Consider the following 24,393-nt stretch of genomic DNA (forward strand, 5'->3'; position numbering starts at 1 on the left):
GACCGTAGCATACCCATTGCACTCCGTGACATCTGCGTCATGTGAATCCGATCAATAAACCGAAAGACTGGATGGGCCTTGGATCGCATACGAGTGTTTCTCGCCTGGTCTCAGCAGGTTTCTGAGGAGAGCGCCCTGAACAAGGCTCTCGACATTGTGCGAAAGCAGCTCGCCGAGCGCGACTACGATGTGTACGACTGGAGCCAGCAGCAGCACATCCGCAATATCGGCGCGGAGATAGAGAACCAGCTCCTCCAGTGCGACCTGATGATCCTGGAGGGGTCGTCGGGCCGGCCCAACCTGGCATTCGAGGTCGGCTTCGCACGGCGTGCGGACATTCCTGTCATCGTTCTGAAGCAGGAGGACTCGGAGGCTCTTCCAGAGGACTTCGGAGCACCCAAATACCTGCAGTATCCGAACGACGCGAGCTGGGAAGCGAACTTCAAGCGCTTCGAGACGGATCTGCGCAAGCTGCTCGATGCGCTGCAGAGCGGCGCACTCAGCCCGGGACATCGAGAGCTTCGCCGCGCACGCTCCGAATTCCACCACGGCGTGCAGCAGGTACTGGACAACTATCAAGGCGATCACGCCCACCTGCACCTGATGGACGGCCTGGTCAAGGCGATGGCGAGTGGGATCCGCGAGGGCGGGCAGTCGATCATCGCCGCGCACTCCGACTACTACGTGCGGATGTTCAACGCCCTGCAGAAGCGTCCGAACCTCCAGGTCAAGGCGATCGCCGACCTCACCGACGACATCGAGCCGTTCTGGAAGTCCAGCAAGCCGGACCTGACCACTCCCGTGGGCGAGCGCGTCTTCCTCGTCGACTGGAAACTGTTCTTCGAACGCGAGTCGGAACTGTCGCGCTACATCGACACCTGGCGCAAGGAGCTCCTGCGGCACAAGGACTACAAGATCTTCGTCGCCACCAAGGACGACATCGACCCGCGTGCCCGGCACCCGTTCAGCACGGAGACGGTCGGCCTGAACCTGCTGCTCATCGAGGACGACGCCACCTTCGGCGGCTACCGCCGCAGCCGGGACTTCAAAGAGCAGCAGATGTTCGTCGTGGAGCACGATGAACACCGCTGCGAGAACGCGCGGGTGTTCTACAACGCGGTGGTGGAGGGCGCGGTCCAGTTCGATCCGGCCGACGACTTCGTGAGCCTGAAGCGCAAATGGCTGAGCAAGCACCGGATCGGCCAGTGGGACTTGGCCTGGAACCAGCAGACCGAGCGCCGGCCGCCGGCCTACTTCGACCGGTACGACCAGCACGTTCGATGCTGGATCCCGCCCTACAACGAGTTCATCTCCGAATGCGCCGCGGCAGTGGCCCGCGAGATCCTGCACATCCGCCAGGGCACCGGCAAGCCGGTGGACCTGCTGGAGGTCGGGCACGGCACGGGCAGCCTGACCGCACTGATCCTGCCCTGGATCAAGCACCTCAGCGAGCCGTCCGAAGCCCTCGGCGACCTCCCGCCGGTCGGCCGCTACTACGCGGTCGACCGCGCCGAGCAGATGCACAACATCGCCCGCGAATACCTCGGTGACGACGTCAACGCCCGCGTACACCTTCTCAAGCAGATCGCCTGGCAGGGCGTGCGCGAGGATCTCCGTTACGACGTCATCTTCGGGTCCCTGGTGATGCACTTCATGCTCGACCGCGCCACCGGACCCGTCAGCGCCGACAGCTTCTTCAAGGAATGCATCCGCCGCCTGCAACCAGGCGGAAGCCTGGTCTTCTCCGATTCGTTCGGCATCGACGAGGGTTCGGGAATCGACTCCGGCGAAGCGGCCGGGCAATGGCGCGACGCCATGGTCGCGCACGGGCTGTCGGAAGACTACGCCAGCGGGTTCATCAGCGGAAACGCCGACATGATCGGCGCCTTCTCCTGCGAGGAACTCCGGGAGAGCGCCATCCGCACCGGACTGATCCCCGTGGGCGAGCGCTCGGTCGGCGCCATCCCGTTCTTCAAGGTCATGACCTTCCGGCGTCCCCCTCAGGAGGCCGGGTCGACCGACAGTCCCGCGACGTAACCCAGGGCCAGCGCCCTGGCCGCCGCGGCCACGGCACCGTCGGGCGGCAGGAAGTCGGACTGGTGCAACGGCGCAGGCTGGAACTCCGGCGCACCACGCAGGCCTACGAAAATCATCAATGCCGGGCAGACGGTCCTGTAGTGGGCGAAGTCGTCGCCGCCGCAGGAACGCCAGGGCGGCGCGAGCCGGAAACCGCCGATCGCGGCGAGCGACCGAGCTGCGAGCGCCGCCCTGTCGTCGTTCACCAGCGCCGGTTCGCTCTTGGGAAACGTCAACTCGGCGGTGCAACCGTGCGCCTCGGCGACACCGGTCGCCATCCGCCTCACGGCGTCGCGCAGCCGGTCCTGGTCACGCTCGTCCAGGGCGCGGAAGGTGACCTTGGCCTCCGCCTCATCGGGAATGATGTTCTCCGTCGAGCCCGCCCGCACGCTCCCGACCGTCAGCGTCGCCGCCCGAGTCGGATCCACCTGGCGTCCGACCAGGCCGTTCAGCCCGACCACCAGGTGGGCCAGCGCCAGCACGGGATCGGTGGCCTGATGCGGGTAGGCGGCATGCCCGCCCGCCCCCTTGATCACGATGTGCACCGCGTCGGCGGCGGCGTTGACGGCCCCCGGCTCGATCCCGACACCGCCCCAGGGCAGCTCCGGATGGACGTGCACGGCGATGGCGGCCCTCACCCCGACCGCCAGTTCCGGATCGTTGACCAGCGCCAGCGCCCCGGACGGATGCCGCTCCTCACTGGGCTGGAACACCGCGGTGAGCCTGGCCGGCAGCCCGTCCCGCATCCGGTGAGCAGCACGCACCAGGGCGACCAACGCCGCGAGATGCACGTCATGACCGCAGGCATGCATGTTCTCACCCGTAGCGGCGTACGGCGCCCCGGTCCGTTCTCTGATCGCCAGAGCGTCGAGCTCGGCCCGAACCCAAACGGCGTCGTGGGACGCGTCCCCAATCGAAACCAGCCGTCCCGTCCCGGCGAAACTCCGCCCCTGGACAGGAAGGGAATCCTCGATGAGCGCGACCGTGGCATGCTCTTCCGACCCGAGTTCCGGAACGCGGTGAAGCCGATGACGCAGTTCGACCGCGGCCGGAATTTCGTCGGCCAGCAACCTCAGCAGTTCCTGCAGCGTGTCGATCGCGGGTGGGGCCAGAGAACCGTCAGCGGTCATGTCACGATGCCCTATCCGTTGACTACCGAGGCCCAGAATGACAGGCACACCAAACACTGCCAAGAGACACCGACATGCCGGCAAGCGATGTCGCCTCCAGGCAAGGTGACCGGCTCGGCCCACGCCGGAGCGTGAGTTGATTTTGAACGCGGAGCCCGACTATCCCTGTCGGCCGCGAAGGACTTCCAGAGCGCGCTGGCACACGGCATGCCAGGCGTCCCCACCCTCATGACGGGTCAAGACGCTGGCCGCCACCTCGTCGTCGCACGTGACACCGTGCCACGAGCACTTTCCCCTGACCGCGCGGTCGCCACCCGCATGAAAGTGCGGATCGTACGGATGCACTTCGACCAAACGTGTTTTCAACCGGATCACCGCCGAAAGCTCAATGCGCCAGTTGGCCCTGTGACATGTCTACCGACTCTCCTAGACCACGACACACCGATGATCGCAATCCGCATCGAACCCAGCAGTGCCGCGACCTGCGATGAGCTGATCAGCCGCCTTCGCGGTCCGGAAGCCGATGAAAGTGTCGACGACCGCAACTCTGGCGCATCGCGCATGACGTCCGCAGCGTGGCCCAGGGTGCCGCCCATGGTGTTCCAGCGCGTCACCACAGACCGTGCGCGACCGTCATCAACGCTTACAGGGGTGCACAGCAGAACGGCGGCGGCGCTGCCTTTTCAGGCAGTGCCGCCGCCGTTCGCGACGATCTTTCGCCCACCGTTGACCCGCCACATCGGCCGGGAGGGGGGCGTGGGGGCGGAGGCCCCCACATCGGGGGTCTGGGGGTCGCCCCCCAGATGGACAGTGCGGATTTGGCGCAGATGGCCGGAGGCCATCAAGCGCACTCGTGGAGGTGGCGGGAATCGAACCCGCGTCCTTCGGTGATGGGTCAGGGCTTCTCCGGGTGCAGCCTGCTTGGCGTTTTCTCAGCCCCGGCGCTCACGCAGGCGTGTCGCCGACGGGCTCAGTCGCTGTTGGGTGTCCCTACCGGCCCCGCGACCGGGCCGGCAGGTGGAGTCTCCTTACGATGCCAGACCCCGGGTCGGAGACGCTCCCGGGCTGACAGAGTTCACTCCTCGCTCAGGCGGCGAGGGCGAACTCGGACTGCTTCTTGTTGGCAGTTATTGGTTTGCTGTCACAGGATTTACGAGGTCACGACAGCAACCCTCGACCCGCTTCCCCTGGCTCGAACGACCGAAGTCGAAGCCGGTCACCCCCATGTTCAGTTGTCAAAGCGAGCGTCCGGGGACGTCCGCACGATGACGGTACAAGCATAACGTGCGGGCGGGCAATCGGATTCCCCGGCGGCACACGTGAACCCCGGTGGGTGCGAACGGTGTCGCGCCCACCGGGGTCGACCGGCAGGGTCGGGCCGGTCCGGACGGCGGAGCCTCCCCCGAGACGAGGCTCCGGTCTCATCACGGCGACTGAGTCCGCAACCCCCCAAGCGGAGTCTCAGTCACCCGTAAAGACGCCCGGAGGGCACGGGATGGTTGCGTCCGGGTCGTAAAGAGCTCACAAAGCCCTATCCGCCGAGGAACCTCGCGGCGATGGCGGGGGTGTTGACGGCGCCCTCGACGGCGATGGCGAAGGCGCGGTCGCCGCTGGAGCCGACGAACCAGGAGACGGTCTTCTCGCGGCCGCCCTCGGTGTAGGTGGCGAGGGCGGCGACACCGCCGGAGACGCGGGCGCCGCGGGCGTTGCCGCGGGACGCGGTGCGGCCCAGGGTCCTCTTGAGGTTCGAGATGGACTCGGACGGGGGGCTCTGGGCCTGCGGCGCCTGGGCGGTCGTGGACGGCTCCTTGAAGACGTAGGGGGGCCGCCAGGTGCCGCTGTACGCGGCGGCGGCCACCATGGCCATCGCCAGGGGGCTGACCTGGACGGCGCCTTCGCCGACCATGGCCGCGGCCTTGTCGCCGTCGTTCGCGGGCACCGGAACGGAGCCGGTGAAGGCGGGGACGCCGAGATTCCAGTTCTTGCCGATCCCGAGCGTGGACGCCTCCCGGAGGAGGGCCTGGGCGTCCACCTTGCTGCTGAGCTGCGCGAGCGTCGTCTTGCAGGACGCGGCGAAGTGGTTGGCGAAGCTGCCGTCAGGGCGGGCCTGGTTGGTGAACGTCTTGCCGCCGACGGTGACGGAGGCGGGGCAGGTGGTCTCGGTGGACTGCTTCATGCCGCCCTGGGAGAACAGCGACAGCGCGGACACGATGCCGAACGTGAGGCCGGGCGGGTAATGGCCCTCGAAGGCGAGGTTGCGGCCGTCCGTCCCGTGGTTGGACACGGCCAGGACCTCGCCGGTGCTCGGGCGCACGGCCACCATGGACGCGGGGAGCCGCAGGTTCCGCAGGGCGTTGTCGGCCCGCCGCTGGTAGCCGGGGTCGAGCGTCGTCTGGACCTTCTGCGGCTCCTGGCCGGGCCAGGAGCGCAGCTCCTCGGTACTCTCGCCCGACTCGTCCTGGGCCACGACCCGGACGGTCGGCGTCCCGGCGAGGCGGCGCTGCTGGAGCAGCTGGATGCCGCTGACGCCGATCGTGTCGCCCGGCTGGTAGGGGGCGCCGACCTGCTGGAGCCGGTCGGCGGTGGCGGGGCCGAGGCTGCCGACCAGCTCGGGCGCGTACGCGGGCATGATCGGCGCTCGGACGCCCTGGAGCCGCAGGCCGGGGACGTTGGCGAGCCGCTGGATCAGCGCGTTGTGCGTGGGGACCTGCAGCGTCAGGAGCGGCAGGAACGTCTGCGGCGGGGCGGACCGGACGCGGCCGAGGAGGCGTTCGGCGTCCAGCCGCCGGCCACCGTCGATCTTGGTCTGCTTGGCGAGCAGGTCGAGGGTCTTCTGCGGGTCGGCGAGCTGCCCGGGGAACACGCCGATGTTGTAGGCGCCGGTCTCGCGCATCACCGACCGGCCCTGCGTGTCGGTGATCGGGGCGCGCTTCGGCGTCTCGGTCACCACGGCGAGCCGCTGGCCCGGCTTCAGCTTGGTGTTGATGATGGACGGGCTCCAGACGACCTTCCACTTGCCGCCGACGCGGCGCAGGTGCATCAGGCCCGGGTACTGCCACGGCTGCCCGTTCTCACCGAGGTCGATCTTCACGGTGAAGCGGGCGTCGGCCTCGTCGCCCTTCTTGACGATCTGGTCGACGCTGGAGCCCTGGACCTCGGTGCCGAGGGACAGCCGCAGGGACGCCGCGTCGAGCTGCTGCCGGACGCGGCTCAGCGCGTCCTCGATCTGCTGCCGGTCGCCGCCGACGGTCCGCCCGGCGGCGGCCTCGTAGTTGCCGACCTGCCAGGCGATCAGGAAGTCGCGCACGGCCGGCATCGCGGACGGCTCGGCCCAGCATCCCGTCGTCATGGTTCCGACCAGGGCGCCGCAGGCCGTCAGCGCGACCGCCCGGCGCCGGGTACTCGGACGCTGCATGACCGGGGCCCCGCCGCGGGCCCTACGCCGGCCTCGGATCGTCATCGACACCCTTCACCGTCTCCTGAACCGGGCCGCCGCCGCCTTCTGCATCTCCCGCTCGGCTTCCCGCTTGGCGATCGCCTGGCGCTTGTCGTAGGTCTTCTTACCACGGGCCAGCCCGATCTCGATCTTGGCCTTGCCGTCCTTGAAGTACAGGGACAGCGGGATCAGCGTCCAGCCGGGCTCCTCCGACTTGGCGATGATCTTCTGGATCTCGCGCCGGTGCAGCAGCAGCTTGCGGCGCCGGCGGGGCGCGTGGTTCGTCCAGGTGCCCTGCGTGTACTCGGGGATGTGGACGTTCTCCAACCACACCTCGCCGTCCCGCACGTGCGCGTAGCCGTCGGCGAGGGAGGCGCGGCCGGCGCGCAGCGCCTTCACCTCGGTGCCCATGAGCACCATGCCCGCCTCCCACGTGTCGTCGACGTGGTAGTCGTAGCGGGCGCGCTTGTTCTGGGCGATGATCTTCCGCCCGGTGTCCTTCTTCCGCCCGGTGTCCCGTGCCACGTCATCCGTCCTTGTCCGGCGGTCGTCGTTCCTAGTCCGGCTGTGCCGCTCGCAGACCGCGCAGCACCGCCCGGGCGCGCTGCTCGGCCTCCGCGGGAGGGCGATCGGCCGAGACCGCCACGTCGGGTTCGATCCCGACCCCGTCGAGGCTACGGCCGCCCGGGGTGCGGTAGCGACCGACGGTCAGCTCGATCGCCGAGCCGTCGGCGAGCTTGAGGGTTTCCTGGACCGATCCCTTCCCGTATGTACGCGATCCTACGATCACCGCGCGGTCGCGGTCGCGCAGGGAACCCGCGACGATCTCGGCCGCGCTGGCGGTGCCGGCGTCGACGAGGACGACGAGCGGCGTCCGCGCGTCGCCGGGCGCGGTGACCGCGCGCCGCTGGACGGGCGCGCCGCGCGGCTCGTACGTCACGACGGGGCCCGCGCGCAGGAACGCCGACGCCGTCTCGACGGCCTCGTCCAGGAGGCCGCCGGGGTTGCCGCGCAGGTCCAGCAGGACGCCGCCCTCGGAGCGCTCCGAGGGGGACCGCCCGGTGACGGCGGCGCGGACGTCCCGCCCGGTGCCGCGGGTGAAGGCACCGACCCGGATCATCTGCGCGTGGTCGGGAAGATCGGTCACGGTGACGTCTCCTCCAGACACCGGTGTGCGGACAAGGTGGAACCGCTTGGTTCGATGCTCGCGCCGCACGGTCAGTTCGACGGGTCTGTCCGGACGTCCGCGTAACGCCCCGGCGACGCGGGAGATGTCCCAGCCCGCCACGGACGCGTTCCCGATGCCGGTGATGACGTCTCCGGCCCGCACGCCCGCACGCGCCGCGGGGCCGCCCGGCTGCACGCTGGCGACCAGCACGCGGGAGCCGCGGTCACCGGCGCCGAGCCACAGCCCGACGCCGCTGTAGCGGCCGGTCAGCCGTCCCTCGACGTCGTCGTACTCCCGGGCCGGGTAGTAGTGCGCCCACCGGTCGCCGAGGCGGCGCAGCATCCCCTCGATCGCGGCGCGGTCGAGGTCGCCGCGCTCGACGGGCTTCGCGGCACGACCGCCGATCTTCGTCGCGGCCTCGTCCAGGACGGAGCCGCCGCCCGCGACGGCCGCGTGCCGCTCGGAGCCCGAGCCGCTCACCACCCCGGCCCCGTACGCGCAGCAGATCGCCGCCGCGACGGCGACCCCGCGCAGCAGGCTCCCGCGCCGCCTGATCAGCGGAGACACGGGCTCGGCGCGGACGCGGAGGGGGTCATGCGGCAAGTGTAGGGCCGCCGGCTGGGCCGGATCCGGCAGTTGCGCCGGATCCGGTCACCACGTCAGATTCTCAGATATCTGCGCAGCGTCAGGAACGACGAGACGGCACAGAGCAGCACGCCGAAGCAGATCGACACGATGATGACGAGGACGACCGTGCTCCAGCCGAGCTGGCTGACGAGCTGGACGTCCCCCGCGAGTCTGTCGACCAGGAGCTTCTTGCTGAACACCAGCAGCACGGACGCGAACAGCCCGCCGATCAGGCCGGCGATCGCGCCCTCCAGGATGAAGGGCATCTGGATATAGGTGTTGGACGCGCCGACCAGCCGCATGATCCCGGTCTCCCGGCGCCGGTTGAACGCCGACAGCCGGACCGTGTTGCCGACCAGCATCACCGCCGCGACCACCTGGATCAACGCGATCGTCAGCGCCGCGACCTGCAGGCCGTTGAGGATCCGGAAGAACCGTTTCAGGATCTCCTGCTCGTTGATCACCGAATCGACGCCCGGCTGGTTCAGCATCGCCTGCGCGACCGCCTTGTACTCCTCCGGGTTCTTCAGCTTCACCCGGAACGAGTCGGGGATGTCGCCCTCACGGGTGCTCTCCACGAAGCCCGGGGAGCCGGAGAAGCGGTCCTTGAACCGCTCGTAGGCCTGCTGCTTGGTCTCGTACTGGACGTTGGAGACCTGCGGCATCTTCTCCAGCTGCGCCTTGAGCGTCTGCCGCTGCTGGTCGCTGACGTCCTGCTTCTGGCAGACGGGGTTGGAGCTCGTCTTGGCGCACAGGAAGATCGACACCTCGATCTTGTCGTACCAGTAGCTCTTGGAGGCGCGGACCTGTTCCCGCAGGAGCAGCCCGGTGCCGAAGAGCGCCATGGCGATGGCGACGGTGATGACGAGGGAGATCGTCATCGTCATGTTCCGGCGGAGACCGATCCAGATCTCCTGGAGAACGAACTGTACGCGCATGCCTCGCTGTCCTTGATCGCCTGTTGTTCCACGGAAGCCCGGGGCGGCCGCGCGGTGCGGCGCGGGTGGCTCCCGCTTCCCGGATCGGGCCCTCCAGGTGTCGTACGACCGGGCGGGAACCGATGGTTCAGATGGTCAGTACGCCTGGCCGTACACGCCGCGCGACTGGTCGCGGACGACGCGGCCGTCCTCCAGCTCGACGACGCGCTTGCGGAACGCGTCGACGATCGCGGCGTCATGGGTGGCCATGACGACGGTGGTGCCGGTCCGGTTGATGCGGTCCAGCACCTTCATGATGCCGATCGAGGTGGCGGGGTCGATGTTCCCCGTCGGCTCGTCCGCCAGCAGGATCATCGGCCGGTTGACGAACGCCCGCGCGATCGCGACGCGCTGCTGCTCGCCGCCGGACAGCTCGTCCGGCATCCGGTGGGCCTTGCCCTCCAGGCCGACGAGGTCGATGACCTCCGGGACGACCTTGCCGATGAAGCGCCGCGGCTTGCCGATCACCTCGAGGGCGAACGCGACGTTCTCGAAGACGTTCTTGTTGGGCAGGAGGCGGAAGTCCTGGAAGACGCAGCCGATCCTGCGGCGCAGGTGCGGCACCTTCCAGTTGCTCAGCCTGCTCAGGTCCTTGCCCGCCACGTGCACGTGACCCTGGGAAGGACGCTCCTCCTTCAGGATGAGGCGCAGGAAGGTCGACTTACCGGAGCCGGAGGGCCCCACCAGGAACAGGAACTCGCCCTTCTCGATGGCGACGTTCACATGCTGCAGGGCGGGCCGGTTCTGGCTCGGATAGACCTTGGTGACGTTGTCGAAATGGATCACGGCTGCATCACGGCGGTTCGCTGTAGGGGTTGGGGAGCGGGCCGGCCCGCGGCCACGGAGGGGTCCGTGGTCTCATGCCTGCGCCGCCCGGCTTCACGGCCAGGTGGGACGCGGAGCCTTCGAGCAGTGTAGAGGGGAGAGGCGACCACCTCGTCCCACTCGGCGTGGTACGGGCGCCGGGGGCCGACACTGCGTCCGATCAGTGCGTGACGTCCGATCAGTGCCATGTGAACCGTCTCCCGACGTCCGGCCGTTTCATACCTTCAAGGTCCCGGACTTGCCTGAATGACCATACAGTCCGGCTACGCTGGATGAAGGCGAAAGATACCTAATAGGTGGACCGACGACCAGACAGGCCGACGCTTCCCGCACGGCCCGCGCGCCGCTGACGGAGATTGGGGCCCACGACATGAGCTGCGAACATCTGATCTGCGCTCGATGCTCGAACCCGGTGGTGGAGGGGCGCTGCCCCACCTGCCGCGAGGCCCGGTCGGAGCTGCACCGCCACGGTTCGTCCGTGCCGCCCGCGCTCGTCCTGGCGGGGCTCGTCGCGCTGTTCTTCGTGGCGCTGGTCCTCCAGCGCGTCTACGGCTGACCGCACCCGACCGGCCGCACCCCCGGCGGTCACGGCCTCACGGCCTCACGGCTTCTTGATCGGCGGGGTGGCGGCCTTCGTGACCGCGCCGTCGTCGGCGATCATGTGCGCCTTCGGCCGGTCGTCGTCCTTGTCGTCCTTGTCGCCCTTCGGCGGGTCGTAGGCCGCGAAGTGCAGGGTCGAGGTGGTGTCGACCTCGTTCCCCTCGACCGTCCCGTCGAGCAGGTGCTCCGCCTCCTCGGGGATCTCCGGCTTGGGCGTCTCCGGGTCCTTGGCGACGAGCGAGGTGGTGCGGAACAGGGAGTAGACGACCAGCCCGCCGCCGTGCTCGGTCCGCAGCCCGAAGTAGGGGAACGGCGTCGCCGTGTAGACGGTCTGGAGCGTGAGGTCCTTCTTCTTCGCCTTCTTCCTGGCGCGCTTGGCGTCCTGGTAGAAGCCGGTGGTGACGGCGTTGGACTTCATCACCTTCGCCGCGACACTGCCCGGCCCCTCCGCGGCGATGGTCGCCTGGATCCCGCCGACGTCGCGGGGACGGATCAGCAGGGACGGGTCGGTCGTGCTGAGCGCCGTCGCGTACCCGTCGGCATCGATCGAGACCTTCGGCTCCTTGGCCTTCTCCTGCAGGACGGTCGCCAGGGTGAGCTTCCAGTGGTCGGACGCGCCGCGCAGGATGAACGCCATCAGCACCCGGCGCTTGCTCTTGGCCTTGCCCAGGACGGAACGGTCGACCGACGCCACGAACCACTGCGGATAGGCGGCGTCCTTGAGTTTCGGCACGTACATCTTGGGCCTGCCGTAGACGAAACGCCGCACGGGGTCGCCGTCGTAGGCCGCCTTCCGGAACTCGGCCGCGGTGAGCTGCGACTGCCCGTCGGACGTCCAGGTCAGCGCGAGCCGTTCGTCGCCCGCCGTCCGGGCCACGTCCTCGTCGGTGACGTAGGTGCGGAACGCGTTCTCCGCGACCTGCGGGGTCAGCGGCACGGGGTCCGGCGGGGACGTCTCGGGCATGGTGACGGTGGGCCGCGCCTCCGTCCTGCCTTCGGCGCAGCCCGCGACGGTGAGCGGGATGAGCAGCGACCCGGCCGCGACCACCCGCAGGAACCTGTGCAAAGACCCGTCCCCCGGACCGAACTCAGGGCCGGCCGTCCTCGGCCGACCACCTCGGCCCGTGATTCTGCCATCCTCATGATATTGGTCCGGCGGCCGGGCGCCGCCCGGATCGCGATAAGCAGTGCCGGGACGGCGATAAGCTCGGACCGTGGCAGGCATCGAACCCGAAGAGCAGCTCAAGGAGCTCGGCTCGGCACTTTCCGGCATCGAGCAGGTGCTGGACCTCGACGGCATGCGCCGCGACATCGCCGAGCTGCGCGAGCAGTCGGCCGACCCTGACCTGTGGAGCGACCAGGAGCGCGCCCAGACGGTGACGCGCCGCCTGTCGTATCTGGAGAGCGAGCTCGGCAGGGTCGAGGGCCTGCGGCAGCGCCTCGAAGACACGGCCACGCTGTACGAGATGGCCCGGGAGATGGACGACGCCGACACGCGCACGGAGGCCGACGAGGAGCTGGCGTCGCTGCACAAGGCCGTCCAGCAGCTCGAGGTCCGCACGCTGATGTCGGGCGAGTACGACGCCCGGGAGGCGCTGGTCACCATCAACGCGCAGGCCGGCGGGGTGGACGCCGCCGACTGGGCCGAGCAGCTCCAGCGGATGTACCTGCGCTGGGCCGAGCGGCACGGCTACTCGACGGAGGTCTACGAGACGTCCTACGCCGAAGAGGCCGGGATCAAGTCGACCACGTTCACGGTGAAGGCCCCCTACGCCTACGGGACGCTGCGCGGCGAGCACGGGACGCACCGGCTGGTCCGGATCTCCCCGTTCGACAACCAGGGCCGCCGGCAGACGTCGTTCGCCGGCCTGGACGTCGTCCCGGTGGTGGAGCAGAGCGACCACGTCGACATCGACGAGAGCGACCTGCGCGTGGACGTGTACCGGTCGTCCGGCCCCGGCGGCCAGGGCGTCAACACGACCGACTCCGCGGTGCGGATCACCCACCTCCCGACCGGGATCGTCGTGTCCTGCCAGAACGAGCGCAGCCAGCTGCAGAACAAGGCCACGGCGCTGAACGTGCTGCAGGCCAAGCTGCTGGAGCGCAAGCGGCAGCAGGAGGCCGAGGAGCTCTCCAAGCTCCGCGGCGAGGGCACCACGAGCTGGGGCACGCAGATCCGCAACTACGTGCTGCACCCGTACCAGATCGTCAAGGACCTGCGGACCGGCGTCGAGGCCGGCAACCCCAGCGCGGTCCTCGACGGCGACATCGACGAGTTCATCGAGGCGGAGATCCGCTGGCTGCGCCAGCAGGAGAGCGCCTGACCTCGTCCCGCGCCGGGCGTCCCCGGCGGCTTTTCCGGTCTAATTTCGTGTTCATAGAGTGACTGCTCGGTCACTCTGCGAGGATTCCGTGTGGTCCGGATCACCGTCGCCATTCGGGGGGCCTCAATGGCCGTACGCACGCTCGTTCCGATCCTCATACCCGGCCTGCTCGCCGCCGCCGCGGCGGCCGGCTGCTCCGGGAACTCCACCTCCGCGGCCTCGGGGAAGCCGCAGGGGACGCCGGCGCTCACCAAGGCGCAGGCGCAGCAGGTGCTCACGTCCTTCGCCGCCGGGGTCAACCAGGCGGGGCGCAGGTTCAGCGGGAAGGCGCTGCGCTCGGTCGAGGCCGACCCGCAGCTGTCCATGGACGTCGCCGCGCTCAAGCTGCGGCGCAGCGTCCGCCAGCGCCCGCCGAAGCTGGCGTTCGCGAACCCGACGTTCTACATCCCGCGGCTGACCGGCTATCCGCGCTGGTTCGCCGCCGACGCCGTCAGCGGCCAGGGCAAGCGGTCGCTGCGGCACGCGCTGCTGTTCACGCAGGCCAGGCAGGGGGCGCCGTGGCTGCTGACCGCCGACCCGTACCCGTCGGACGCCGCGCTCAGCCGCGTCGCGCTCGATCCGGAGGGATACGCCAGCCCGGTCAGCCCCGACGGGAAGGGCCTCGCGGTCGCGCCGTCGAAGCTGCCCCAGGCGCACGCGGCGCTGCTCACGAACGGGCCGGGCGCGCCCGGAACGTCCGCCCTGGCGGACGGGGCGAAGACCAGCGAGACGTACAAGGCGCTCAAGCAGGGCGAGAAGGTCCTGGCGGGACGGGGTGTCACGCTCTCGTCCCGCTTCTCCCCCGCCCGCTACAACGTCTACGCGCTCCGCACCAAAGACCGCGGAGCGGTCGTCTGGTACATCCTGCAACAGAGCGAGGCGTACTCCGCGTCCCAGCGGGGCAGGCTGGCAGTGAGCGGTGACCTCGTCGGGCTGGCCCCGGCCAAGGCCGGTACGACGCGCATGGACACGACCGTCCTCGTGCAGTACCTCGCCACGGTCCCGCCGAAGGGCCGTGCCACGGTCAGCGGCATGTACCGCAAGGCCGTGGCCGCCCAGGGCTCCTGAACCCCGCCGGGTGCCGGTGGGTCTCGCGCTTCTGACCGCTGCAGCGGGACCCACTGGCACTCGGCGGTATCCACGGGGCGGGGCCGGCCACCGGCACGGAGTTCGACACCGGCACGGTGCTCGACACCGGTGCGAACAAGGCCGACATTTCGTCCGTGGGGTGGGGCTTACGCGGCGTGGCGCGGGTGGCGCTGGAGTGGACCGAGCGGCATAACGAGGCCATTACCTCGGGGGACGTGCGGATTCGGCATGACGCCGTTACGGGGCGCTGGAGGCGCCCGTCAGTCACGCGTCCGGGAAACAGGAAATGCTCCTTACCAGCGGCGACGTGTCGCCCCTTCCGGCCGAGCTTCGCGACCATCTGGCCGAGAAAGGCGATAAGCCTTCCGGAACCCTGCGCACGACGTGGCAGTGGCTGGTGATCGGTTACGCTCCGCCGTCCGGTAAAGGGCGTGTCCTGGGCGAGTCGGTCTCCCTGGTCTCAGCGCGCTGAGACCAGGGAGACGCGAACGGTCAGGCGTCCTTGCTCGGAAGGGAGCTGGCCGTGACGAGGGTGCGGATCGCGCCCAGCGCCACCGACAGGGTGGCGAGGTCGAAGCTGTCGCTCTCCCAGATCTCGCTGAGCGTCTGCTGGGCGCGCTGGACGGCCGGCTTGTTCTTCTCCGCCCAGTGGATCATGCGCTGCTCCGGCTGCCCGCCCGGCTCGCTGGTGAGCAGGACGTCCCGGGTGAGGGCCGCGTGCGCCGCGTACAGGTCGTCGCGGAGCGCGGAGCGGGCCATCGAGCGCCACTTGTCGTCGCGCGGCAGGGCGATGATGCGTTCGCGGAGCCGGGACAGCTGGAGGCGGTCCGCGAGGTCGAAGTAGACCTCGGCGACCTCCTCCACCGGGCGACCCGCGTCGTGCGCGATGCCGACGAGGTCGAAGACGGAGTACGCGGCGACGAACGTCGCGCACTGCTCGGCCAGCTCGTCCGGCACGCCCAGCTCGGCGAAGCCGTCCCGGCGCTGCTCGAACGCGGCCAGGTCCAGCCCGACCAGCAGCTTCGACAGGTGCCCGCTCAGCGTGGTCGCGCCGCCGCCGAAGAAGTCGATCGTCTCCCGGATGTCGAACGGGGGCCGCCGGTTGTGCAGCAGCCAGCGCGCGGCGCGCTCGGTCAGCTTGCGGGCCTCCAGCAGCATCGCGATCTGCGTGGACTGCGCGACCTGGTCCGACAGGGCCTCCACCGACCGCCAGAAGCGCGGCATCTCGAACACGTCCCGGGCGACCAGGTAGGCGCGGGCGATGTCGGGCGAGGAGGCGCCCGTCTCCTCGTTCATCCGGAACACGAACGTGGAGCCGCTCGCGTTGACCAGGTCGTTCACCACGGCGGTCGTGATGATCTCGCGGCGCAGCGGGTGCCGGTCCATGTAGGAGCGGAACCGCTCGCGCAGCGGGGTCGGGAAGTACTCGACCAGCCACGACTCCAGGTAGGGGTCGTCGGGGAGGTCGGACGCGACGATCTGCGAGTCCAGCGTGAGCTTGTCGTAGGCGAGCAGGACGGAGAACTCGGGGCTGGTCAGCCCCAGCCCGGACTGCCGCCGCTCCGCCAGCGCCTTGTCGTCCGGCAGGAACTCCAGGCGCCGCTTCAGCCGGCCGTCGCGCTCCAGCTTGCGCAGGTAGCGGGCGTGGACGTGCAGCATCGCGGGGGCCTGCGCGCGGGACGCGGCGAGCACCACGTTCTGCCCGTGGTTGTCGCGCAGGACGAGCCGCCCGACCTCCTCGGTCATCTCGTAGAGCAGGCCGTCGCGCTGCTTGCCGGTCAGCTCGCCGTCCCGCACCGCCTGGTCGAGCAGGATCTTGATGTTGACCTCGTGGTCGGAGGTGTCGACACCGGCGGAGTTGTCGATGAAGTCGGTGTTGATCAGGCCGCCGCCGCGGGCGAACTCGATCCGGCCGAGCTGCGTCACGCCGAGGTTGCCGCCCTCGCCGACCACCTTGCAGCGCAGCTCGCCGCCGTCGACGCGGACCGGGTCGTTGGCCTTGTCGCCGACGTCGGCGTTGTTCTCGACGGACGACTTGACGTAGGTGCCGATGCCGCCGTTCCACAGCAGGTCGACCGGCGCCTTCAGCACGGCCCGGATCAGCTCGTGCGGGGTGAGCGCCTTCGCCCCGTCCTCGATCCCGAGCGCCGCCGCCATCTGCGGGGTGACCTTGATCGACTTGAGGGTGCGGGGGAACACGCCGCCGCCCTTGGAGATCAGCGCGGTGTCGTAGTCGGCCCAGCTGCTGCGCGGCAGCTCGAACAGGCGGCGGCGCTCGGCGAACGACGCGGCCGAGTCGGGGGCGGGGTCGACGAAGATGTGCCGGTGGTCGAACGCGGCGACGAGCCGGGTGTGCTCCGACAGCAGCATCCCGTTGCCGAACACGTCGCCGGACATGTCGCCGATGCCGACCGCGGTGAAGTCCTCGTTCTGGACGTCCTTGCCGAGGGCGCGGAAGTGGTACTTCACCGACTCCCAGGCGCCGCGGGCGGTGATGCCCATGCCCTTGTGGTCGTAGCCGACCGAACCGCCGGACGCGAACGCGTCGCCGAGCCAGAACCCGTACCCGGCGGCGACGCCGTTGGCGATGTCGGAGAACGTCGCGGTGCCCTTGTCGGCGGCGACGACCAGGTAGGTGTCGTCGCCGTCGTGGCGGACGACGTTCGGCGGCGGGACGACCTTGCCGTCCACGAGGTTGTCGGTCAGGTCGAGCAGCCCGGAGATGAAGTCCTTGTAGCAGGCGATGCCGGCCCGCTGCCACGCCTCCCGGTCGGCGGCCGGGTCGGGCAGCTGCTTGCCGACGAAGCCGCCCTTCGCGCCCGCCGGGACGATGACGGTGTTCTTCACCGCCTGCGCCTTCGCCAGGCCGAGGATCTCGGTGCGGAAGTCCTCGCGGCGGTCGGACCAGCGGAGCCCGCCGCGCGCGACCGTCCCGAACCGCAGGTGCACGCCCTCGACCCTCGGCGAGTACACGAAGATCTCGTAGGTCGGCTTCGGCAGCGGCAGGTCGGGGATGCGCTCGGGGTCGAACTTCATCGCCAGGTACGGCTTGCCCTGGTAGTGGTTCGTGCGCAGGGTCGCCTGGACGAGCGCCAGGTACGCGCGCAGGATGCGGTCCTCGTCGAGGCTCGCGACCTCGTCCAGCTTGCCGTGGATCTCCTCGGTGATGCCGGCGCTGCGCTCCTCCTCGCCGCCCGCCAGGGACGGGTCGAGGCGGCTCTCCCAGAGCCGGATGATCAGCCGGGTGATGGCGGCGTTGCGCAGCAGCACCTGCTCGATGTACCGCTTGGAGAACGTGGTGCCGATCTGCCGCAGGTAGAGGGCGTAGGCGCGCATGATCATCGACTGCCACCAGGTCAGCCCGACGTGCAGGACCAGCGCGTTGAACCCGTCGTTCTCGATGTCGCCGCGCCACAGCGCGGTGAACGCGTCCTGGAACAGCTCCTTGATGGCCTCCTCGGCGACGTTCTCCGGCGGCACGTACCGCAGCCCGAGGTCGTAGATCCAGAACCGGCGGCCGTCGGACGTGCGGATCTCGTACGGCCGCTCGTCGACGACCTCGACGCCCATGTTCTGCAGCAGCGGCAGGATCCGGGAGAGCGAGATCGGCTCGCCCAGCCGGTACATCTTCAGCCGCCGCTCGCCGGGCGCCGCGCTGTACGGCTCGTACAGGTTGATCGAGGTGTCGGCGTCCTCGGTGAGCTCGTCGAGGCGGCGCAGGTCGGCGACCGCGGTGCGGGCCGGGAAGTCGGCCTTGTAGCCCTCGGGGAACGCCTCCCCGTACGTGCGGGCGAGCGTCCCGGAACGTTCCTCGCCGCACTGCTCGACGATCGCGTCGCCGAGGTCGTCCTCCCAGGAGCGGATGGCGGTGGCGAGGCGGCTCTCCAGCTCGGCGACGTCCACGTCCGGCAGCGGGCGGCCGCGCTCGCCGCGGACGACGACGTGCAGCCGGGCCAGGATCGACTCGGTGACGTTCGCGCTGTAGTCGACGCTGACGCCGTCGAACGCCTCCTTCAGCAGGTCCTGGATGCGCAGCCGGATCTTGGTGGTGTAGCGGTCGCGCGGCAGGTAGACCATGCAGGACATGAAGCGCCCGTACATGTCCTTGCGCAGGAAGAGCTTCAGCTGGCGGCGCTCCCGCAGCCGCAGCACGCCGAGCGAGATCTGCAGCAGGTCGTCCACCGAGATCTGGAACAGCTCGTCGCGGGGGTAGCTCTCCAGAATCTCGATGAGGTCCTGGCCGTCGTAGCTGTCGCTGGTGAACCCGGCGCGCTCCAGCACCTCGTCCAGCTTGGCCTTCAGGACGGGGACGTGCGCGATCGACTCGCTGTAGGCGACGTGCGTGAACAGGCCGAGGAACCGGCGCTCCCCGATCACCCGCCCGTCCGCGTCGAACTTCTTGACCCCGATGTAGTCCAGGTACAGGGGGCGGTGGACGGTCGACCGCGAGTTCGCCTTGGTCAGCACCAGGAGCTGCTTCTCCGTCGCCCTCTCCCGGACCTCCGGGGGCAGCGCGGCGAAGCTGTCGGACTCGCGCTTGTCGTTGCGCAGGATGCCGAAGCCGGTGCCGGGCTCGGGCCGCAGCGCCGTCCCGTCGCCGGTGAGCGTGTAGTCGCGGTAGCCGAGGAAGGTGAAGTGGCCGTCGGCGAGCCAGTCGAGCAGCTCGACGCCGTCGGCGAGCTCCTTCTCCGGCAGCGGCGGCGGGGTCTCCTGGATCTCGGTGGCGATCTCGTGGGCGCGGGCGCGCATCCTCGGCTCGTCCTCGACGGCGACCCGCACGTCGTGCAGGACGCGCAGCAGGTCGCGTTCGAGCTCGTCCAGGACGGCCCGGTCGCTGGTGCGGTCGACCTCGATGTGCATCCACGACTCGTCGACGTCGTCGTCGGAGTCGAGCTTGCCGCGGAAGGCCTTCAGGTGCCCCGCGACGTCGCGGTCCACGCCGAGCAGCGGGTGGACGATCAGATGGGTGGCGAGCTGGTGCCGGGTCAGCTCCATGGTCACCGAGTCGACCAGGAACGGCATGTCGTCCGTCACGACCTGGACGACCGTGTGCCCCGGGTCCCAGCCGTACTCCTCCAGCGTCGGCGTGAAGACGCGCACCTTCGCGCGCCCCTGCGGCCGCTCCTCGCCGAGGGCCCGGTGCGCCATCGCGGGACCGCAGACGTCCGCGGGGTCGCGCGCCTGGAGGTCCTCCTGGGCGACGTTCCGGTAGTACAGCCGGAGGTAGGCGAAGGCCTCCTCCACGTCCCCGCCGCGCGCTCCCGGGCGCTGCGCGCACGTTTCAGCCGCCCGCCGGAGCAGGTCGTCCTTCGCTTGATCGAGCATGCCGCTCATCGACAACTCCCCTAGTGACCCTTCGCCACCTCGTTGTGGCGCCGCTCACTGGACGAGCGTAGCCAGGAATCGTGCCAAAGCCGACCTGCTCAGCGGCAACGCCAACGTGGCCTATCCCACCCTGGCGCCCGGGGGCATCAGCCGGCGGCCTGGCCCTCGGAGCCGGTGCCCCCGCCGGGCGGCGGGCCGGACGGGTCCGGCGGGTCGGACGGGTCGGTCGGCGGCGTGGTCGGCGTGGCCGTCTTCGTGGGGGTCGGCCGGGTCGGCGTCGAGGTGGTCGGCGTCGGGCTGCCGCTCGGCGTGGGGCTGCCGGTCGGCATCCCGCTGTCGGTCGGCGTCGGGTCGTACGACGTCGGCGGCGCCTGCTCCACCGGCCGGCGGCTCGTGGCCGGCGCCGTGCTCGGGGCGACCTCGGTCGACGCGGGCGGCGCGCTCGGGTCGCTGACCTTCTGGCCCGCCTTGCCGTTGTCGCCCGAGCCGAGCGCGAGGACGGACGAGACGACCACGATCGCGACGAACAGCGCCGCCGCGCCGGCGAGCACCGCGGAGCGCCCGGAGCCGGCGAGAGACCGCCGCAGGCCGCCCTTCCCGGCCCCGGACCCGAGGTCGGGGGGCAGCGTGTCGCCGGCGGCCCATTCGGCGGGCGTGGGCAGCGGCGCCGGCTCGCCCTGGTCGCCGATCTCGTCCGCGCGGGGGGCGCCGGGCCCGGCCGCCTGGGTCTCCAGCGGGACGGCGTCGAACCCCGTCCCGGGGTCGAAGTCCGGGGAGTCCTCGAAGATGGGGTCGTCGCCGAACACCGGGTCGGGCTCGAACACCTCGGCGTCGTCGGCGATCTCCGCGGCGCGGACGGAGCCGGCGGCGAGCATCGCGGTCTCGTCGGTGCCGGTCGGGCGGGCCGCGGGACGGGCCGCCTCCTCGTGCCCGAGCAGCCGCATCAGCACCTGCTGGGCGCGGGGCCGCCGCCCCGGCTCCTTCTCCAGGCAGTCGAGCACCAGCTCGCGCAGCGCGCCGTCCAGGTCGCCGAGGCCGGGCTCCTCATGCAGGATCCGGTTGATCACGGCGGGGATGGTGTCCTGCCCGAACGGCGGCTCGCCGGTGGCGGCGAACACCAGCGTGGCCGCCCAGCAGAACACGTCCGCGGGCGTCCCCACCTCGTCTCCGCTGATCTGCTCGGGCGCCATGTAGGACGGCGTGCCGATCACCCGGCTGGTGAGCGTGGTGCCGCCGCTGAGCGCGCGGGCGACGCCGAAGTCGATGACGCGCGGTCCGTCCGGGCCGATCAGCACGTTGTGCGGCTTGAAGTCACGGTGGACGATCTTGGCCTGGTGGATCGCGGCGAGCGCGGTCGCGGTGCCGACCGCGAGCCGGTCCAGCGCCGCGCCGGCGAGCGGGCCGTCCTCCAGCACCTGCTGGTTCAGTGACGGGCCCGGCACGTACTCGCTGACGATGTAGGGCCGGTCACCGGTCGCGTCGGCGTCGATCACCTGCGCCGTGCAGAACGGCGCGACCTGTTTGGCGACCTCCAGCTCGCGCAGGAACCGGGCGAGCGCCTTGTCGTCGGACGTCAGCTCGGCGTGCAGCAGTTTGATCGCGACCTGCCGGCCGTCCTCGGCGGCGCCGAGGAACACCGTCCCCTGCCCGCCTTCGCCCACCCGTCCGATCAGGGCATACGACCCCAGCCGGTCCGGGTCTCCGGACCGTAGCGCCCCAACCTCCATGCGTGGAACCGTCCCTCTCTTGATCGACGGGCCGCGGAGTCCCGGGCCCGGATCACCCCTCCGACTGTGTGACGCCCGAGACCGGAGGGAAGTTCACCCGATCCTGCGACCTTCCGGCGCGATCTGACCCACCGCTTCCATTCGGACACATTTGGCCGGGGGCACAACCCTAGTGCCGTCACATCCCAGAGCGATACGGACACGCGAGGTGTCACCCAAGCGAGATCGACGGGCTCGCCGGACCCGCTGAGCCTCGGCGTTCTCGGTACGCTGGAGTGGCCTCAACCCGTACGATGTCACCATCCGTCGTCAAGAGGGAGCTCAGTGTCATGGCGGTCGCAGCCGTTGCGCATTACACGTTGTCGGACACTCCGTACGCCCTATGGGTCCGGGGCGACCTCGCCGGCGAACTCCACCTCCCGAACGACGGCTCCCGGGTCGAGGTCATCGGAGGAGAGATCGTCGTGTCACCCAGTCCAACGCTGGACCACAATTACATCCTGGATGACATCCACGACGCTCTCCACGACGCTCGAACGGCGGATCCGGAATTTCGCTGGACTGCCGCGCGCACCAGCGACGTGAACCTGGTCCCCTCGAAGGAGGGGTGTGTTCCCGACCTCAACATCCTCGACAGGGAGACCCGTCTGGAGACTCGGCAGCGCAAGGCCAAACGGCTGCTCGCCGAGGAAGTGGAGGCGGTCGTGGAGGTCACTTCGCCGTCCAACGCGGACAACGATCGGCCACCGCGACTCCTGCACGGGGCCCGCACCAAGTGGAGCGGGTACGCAAGCTCTGGCGTGCCCTTCTACCTGCTCATCGATCGTGATCCGCGGATGCCGGGGGTCACTCTCTACGGTGAACCGGACATCGAGTCGGGGACCTACCAGGTAATGCAAACCTGGAAGTTCGGTGATGTCATCCGGCTACCGGAACCGCTGGGCTTCGAGATCGACACGGAACTCTGGGAGCCGTGGGACGACTGACCCCACGTCACGGGGTGAAGTGGGTGAGGACCTCGGGGTTGGCCATGGAGTCGCGGTTGGCGGCCTGGTCGACCGGGGTGCCCTGGAGGATCTTGCGGACCGGCACCTCCAGCTTCTTGCCGGACAGGGTGCGGGGGATGCCGGGGACGGCGGTGATCTCGTCGGGGACGTGCCGCGGCGACAGCGACGACCGGATCTCCCGCCGGAGGTTCGCCAGCAGGTCGTCGCTGAGGGACGCACCCTCCGCGAGCTGGACGTAGAGGAGCAGCCGGCCCTCCTCGCCGAGGCGGCCGGTGTCGATGACGAGGCTGTCGGTGATCTCGTCGAACGCCTCGACGACGCGGTAGAAGTCGGACGTGCCCATGCGGACGCCGCCGCGGTTCAGCGTCGAGTCGGAGCGGCCGTAGATGACGCAGCCGCCGTCCGGGAGGATCTTGATCCAGTCGCCGTGCCGCCACACGCCCTGGTACATGCCGAAGTAGGAGTCGCGGTAGCGGTCGCCGTTCTCGTCGTTCCAGAAGAAGACGGGCATGGACGGCATGGGCTCGGTGAGCACGAGTTCGCCGACCTCGTCCACGACGGGGCGGCCGTCCTCGCCGAACGCCTCGACCTTGGCGCCCAGGCCGCGGCACTGGATGACCCCGGCGCGCAGCGGCAGCAGCGTGCAGGGGCCGACGAAACCGGTGCAGATGTCGGTCCCGCCGGAGAAGGAGCCGAGGAGCAGGTCCTTCCCGACCGCCTCGTACACCCACGCGAACCCTTCGGGCGGGAGCGGCGAGCCGGTGGAGCCGATGCCCCGCAGGGCGGACAGGTCGAGCTCCTCGCCCGGACGCCGCCCCTGCTTCACCGTGGCCGTGATGTAGGGCGCGCCCACGCCCATGTAGGTCATGCCGCTGTCGGCGGCGAGCTGCCAGAGGTCGAGAGGCGCCCCGTCGTACATCACGATGGTGGAGCCCACCAGCAGGCCGCCGATGAGGTAGTTCCACATCATCCAGCCGGTGGTCGTGAACCAGAAGAAGACGTCCTCGGGTCCGAGGTCCTGGTGGAACGACAGCGCCTTGAGGTGTTCGAGGACGACGCCGCCGTGACCGTGGACGATCGGCTTAGGCAGCCCGGTCGTGCCGGACGAGTACACGACCCACAGCGGATGGTCGAACGGGACGGCCTCGAACTCCGGCGTGTCGTGGCCGGGACGTGGGAGGTCGCCGTAGCGCATCCCGACGCGCAGGCCGTCCGGGGTGGCGGCCGGGTCGAGGTACGGGATGAGCACGGTCGCGGCCAGGGTCGGCAGCGCGGCCTCGATCTCGCCCACGATCTCGCGGCGGTCGAACCGCCGTCCGTTGTAGGCGTAGCCGTCCACGGCGATGAGGACCTTGGGCTCGATCTGCGCGAACCGGTCGATCACCGAGGACGACCCGAAGTCGGGTGAGCAGGACGACCAGATCGCCCCGAGCGACGCCGTGGCCAGGAAGCAGATCAGCGCCTCGGGGATGTTCGGGACGTAGGCGGCGACCCGGTCGCCCTTGCCCACGCCCAGCTCCGCCAGGCCCGCGCGGACCTCCGCCACGTGCAGCGCCAGCTCGCGGTGCGTCAGGACCCGGTGGCCGCCCGCCTCCGACCGGAAGACGACCGCGGTCTTGTCCGGGGTCTCCCGCGCCCTGCGCAGCGCGTTCGCCGCGTAGTTGAGGGTCGCGCCGGGGAACCACTTAAGGCCGTCCACCGGCATGGGCCCGCCCGTCCGGACGGGGCCGTCACCGCGCTCGCCGACCACCTCGAAGTACGACCAGATCGCGTCCCAGAAGGCGTCGACCTCGGTGACCGACCATTTCCAGAGGTCGTCGTAGGACTCGGTGAGCACGCCCCTGTCCCACAGCCAGTGAATGAAGTGGGTCACCCGCGCGTTGGCGACGACCTCCTCCGACGGCTCCCACAACACCGAACCCTCGGACACCGCACTGGCCATCTCTCTCCCTCCATGCCGCACCCCGGCGCGCGGCCATCCCAATATCGGCCCCGCCCGGCACAGCGCGCAACTTCCCCACCCGCGCCGCCGCCGGCCGCCAG

The 24,393-nt window shown here is 70.0% G+C and carries 15 protein-coding genes and 1 other RNA gene; 5 read left to right on the top strand and 11 right to left on the bottom strand.

Translation table 11 applies throughout. The annotated features are described in order from the left end of the window. Positions 1–93 precede the first annotated feature (93 nt). Positions 94–2,037, top strand: a complete 1,944-nt coding sequence (locus K8Z49_RS20660) for a methyltransferase domain-containing protein (RefSeq protein ID WP_412520352.1) — start codon at positions 94–96, stop codon at positions 2,035–2,037. On the opposite strand, the gene K8Z49_RS20665 is transcribed toward K8Z49_RS20660, so the two are convergent. The 7 genes from K8Z49_RS20665 to ftsE all read right to left on the bottom strand — a co-directional run bounded on the left by K8Z49_RS20665 (position 2,001) and on the right by ftsE (position 10,200). After that, positions 2,001–3,206, bottom strand: coding sequence for a M20 metallopeptidase family protein (locus K8Z49_RS20665; RefSeq protein ID WP_412520353.1), 1,206 nt, complete (start codon positions 3,204–3,206; stop codon positions 2,001–2,003). The two genes, K8Z49_RS20660 and K8Z49_RS20665, sit on opposite strands and share 37 nt — an antisense overlap. An 851-nt stretch (positions 3,207–4,057) precedes the next feature. Continuing rightward, positions 4,058–4,430: a transfer-messenger RNA gene (gene ssrA, locus K8Z49_RS20670) on the bottom strand. A gap of 307 nt (positions 4,431–4,737) precedes the next feature. Beyond that, a complete protein-coding gene (locus K8Z49_RS20675) occupies positions 4,738–6,621 on the bottom strand; it encodes a penicillin-binding transpeptidase domain-containing protein (protein WP_024934345.1) in 1,884 nt (627 codons plus the stop codon). Between the two features lie 54 nt (positions 6,622–6,675). Next, positions 6,676–7,167: an SsrA-binding protein SmpB gene (gene smpB / locus K8Z49_RS20680; protein ID WP_021593035.1), complete on the bottom strand. Its 492-nt coding sequence runs from the start codon at positions 7,165–7,167 to the stop codon at positions 6,676–6,678. A gap of 31 nt (positions 7,168–7,198) precedes the next feature. Continuing rightward, positions 7,199–8,413: a S41 family peptidase gene (locus K8Z49_RS20685; RefSeq protein WP_024934344.1), complete on the bottom strand. Its 1,215-nt coding sequence runs from the start codon at positions 8,411–8,413 to the stop codon at positions 7,199–7,201. A 56-nt stretch (positions 8,414–8,469) separates the two neighbouring features. Continuing rightward, entirely contained in the window at positions 8,470–9,375 is a 906-nt protein-coding gene (gene ftsX, locus K8Z49_RS20690; protein WP_021597770.1) for a permease-like cell division protein FtsX, read from the bottom strand. A 135-nt stretch (positions 9,376–9,510) separates the two neighbouring features. Next, complete coding sequence (gene ftsE, locus K8Z49_RS20695) at positions 9,511–10,200, bottom strand: cell division ATP-binding protein FtsE (protein ID WP_021597771.1); 690 nt, start codon at positions 10,198–10,200, stop codon at positions 9,511–9,513. 409 nt (positions 10,201–10,609) lie between these two features. Between ftsE and K8Z49_RS20700 the strand changes: the two genes are divergently transcribed. After that, complete coding sequence (locus K8Z49_RS20700) at positions 10,610–10,795, top strand: hypothetical protein (RefSeq protein WP_024934343.1); 186 nt, start codon at positions 10,610–10,612, stop codon at positions 10,793–10,795. 45 nt (positions 10,796–10,840) lie between these two features. Here K8Z49_RS20700 and K8Z49_RS20705 read toward each other — a convergent pair whose 3' ends face one another. Next, entirely contained in the window at positions 10,841–11,905 is a 1,065-nt protein-coding gene (locus tag K8Z49_RS20705) for a hypothetical protein (RefSeq protein ID WP_021597773.1), read from the bottom strand. A 148-nt stretch (positions 11,906–12,053) separates the two neighbouring features. Here K8Z49_RS20705 and prfB point away from each other — a divergent pair, with 148 nt between their 5' ends. Both prfB and K8Z49_RS20715 read left to right on the top strand, forming a co-directional pair. Further along, positions 12,054–13,163, top strand: a complete 1,110-nt coding sequence (gene prfB / locus K8Z49_RS20710) for a peptide chain release factor 2 (protein WP_412520358.1) — start codon at positions 12,054–12,056, stop codon at positions 13,161–13,163. A gap of 126 nt (positions 13,164–13,289) precedes the next feature. After that, positions 13,290–14,270: a hypothetical protein gene (locus K8Z49_RS20715; protein ID WP_412520360.1), complete on the top strand. Its 981-nt coding sequence runs from the start codon at positions 13,290–13,292 to the stop codon at positions 14,268–14,270. Positions 14,271–14,783: 513 nt separating this feature from the next. Here the strand turns inward: K8Z49_RS20715 and K8Z49_RS20720 are convergent. Beyond that, positions 14,784–19,625, bottom strand: coding sequence for an NAD-glutamate dehydrogenase (locus K8Z49_RS20720; RefSeq protein WP_075020751.1), 4,842 nt, complete (start codon positions 19,623–19,625; stop codon positions 14,784–14,786). A 137-nt stretch (positions 19,626–19,762) separates the two neighbouring features. Beyond that, positions 19,763–21,343 carry a protein kinase domain-containing protein gene (locus K8Z49_RS20725; RefSeq protein ID WP_412520362.1) on the bottom strand — a complete coding sequence of 527 codons (1,581 nt, stop codon included), beginning with the start codon at positions 21,341–21,343 and terminating at the stop codon, positions 19,763–19,765. 329 nt (positions 21,344–21,672) lie between these two features. Here K8Z49_RS20725 and K8Z49_RS20730 point away from each other — a divergent pair, with 329 nt between their 5' ends. After that, positions 21,673–22,329: a Uma2 family endonuclease gene (locus K8Z49_RS20730; protein WP_021597010.1), complete on the top strand. Its 657-nt coding sequence runs from the start codon at positions 21,673–21,675 to the stop codon at positions 22,327–22,329. A gap of 7 nt (positions 22,330–22,336) precedes the next feature. Here the strand turns inward: K8Z49_RS20730 and K8Z49_RS20735 are convergent, their stop codons facing one another. Beyond that, positions 22,337–24,292, bottom strand: a complete 1,956-nt coding sequence (locus K8Z49_RS20735; RefSeq protein ID WP_024934339.1) for an acetoacetate--CoA ligase — start codon at positions 24,290–24,292, stop codon at positions 22,337–22,339. Positions 24,293–24,393 lie beyond the last annotated feature (101 nt).

The organism is Actinomadura madurae (assembly GCF_047130825.1).
GTDB classification, from domain to species: Bacteria; Actinomycetota; Actinomycetes; order Streptosporangiales; family Streptosporangiaceae; genus Spirillospora; species Spirillospora madurae.

Excerpts from the sequence above, each read along its gene's own strand:
- K8Z49_RS20665 (WP_412520353.1), bottom strand. The coding sequence starts at position 3,206 with ATGACCGCTGACGGTTCTCTGGCCCCACCCGCGATCGACACGCTGCAG.
- K8Z49_RS20675 (WP_024934345.1), bottom strand. The coding sequence starts at position 6,621 with ATGCAGCGTCCGAGTACCCGGCGCCGGGCGGTCGCGCTGACGGCCTGC.
- ftsX (WP_021597770.1), bottom strand. The coding sequence starts at position 9,375 with ATGCGCGTACAGTTCGTTCTCCAGGAGATCTGGATCGGTCTCCGCCGG.
- K8Z49_RS20700 (WP_024934343.1), top strand. The coding sequence starts at position 10,610 with ATGAGCTGCGAACATCTGATCTGCGCTCGATGCTCGAACCCGGTGGTG.
- K8Z49_RS20715 (WP_412520360.1), top strand. The coding sequence starts at position 13,290 with ATGGCCGTACGCACGCTCGTTCCGATCCTCATACCCGGCCTGCTCGCC.
- K8Z49_RS20720 (WP_075020751.1), bottom strand. The coding sequence starts at position 19,625 with ATGAGCGGCATGCTCGATCAAGCGAAGGACGACCTGCTCCGGCGGGCG.
- K8Z49_RS20725 (WP_412520362.1), bottom strand. The coding sequence starts at position 21,343 with ATGGAGGTTGGGGCGCTACGGTCCGGAGACCCGGACCGGCTGGGGTCG.
- K8Z49_RS20730 (WP_021597010.1), top strand. The coding sequence starts at position 21,673 with ATGGCGGTCGCAGCCGTTGCGCATTACACGTTGTCGGACACTCCGTAC.
- K8Z49_RS20735 (WP_024934339.1), bottom strand. The coding sequence starts at position 24,292 with ATGGCCAGTGCGGTGTCCGAGGGTTCGGTGTTGTGGGAGCCGTCGGAG.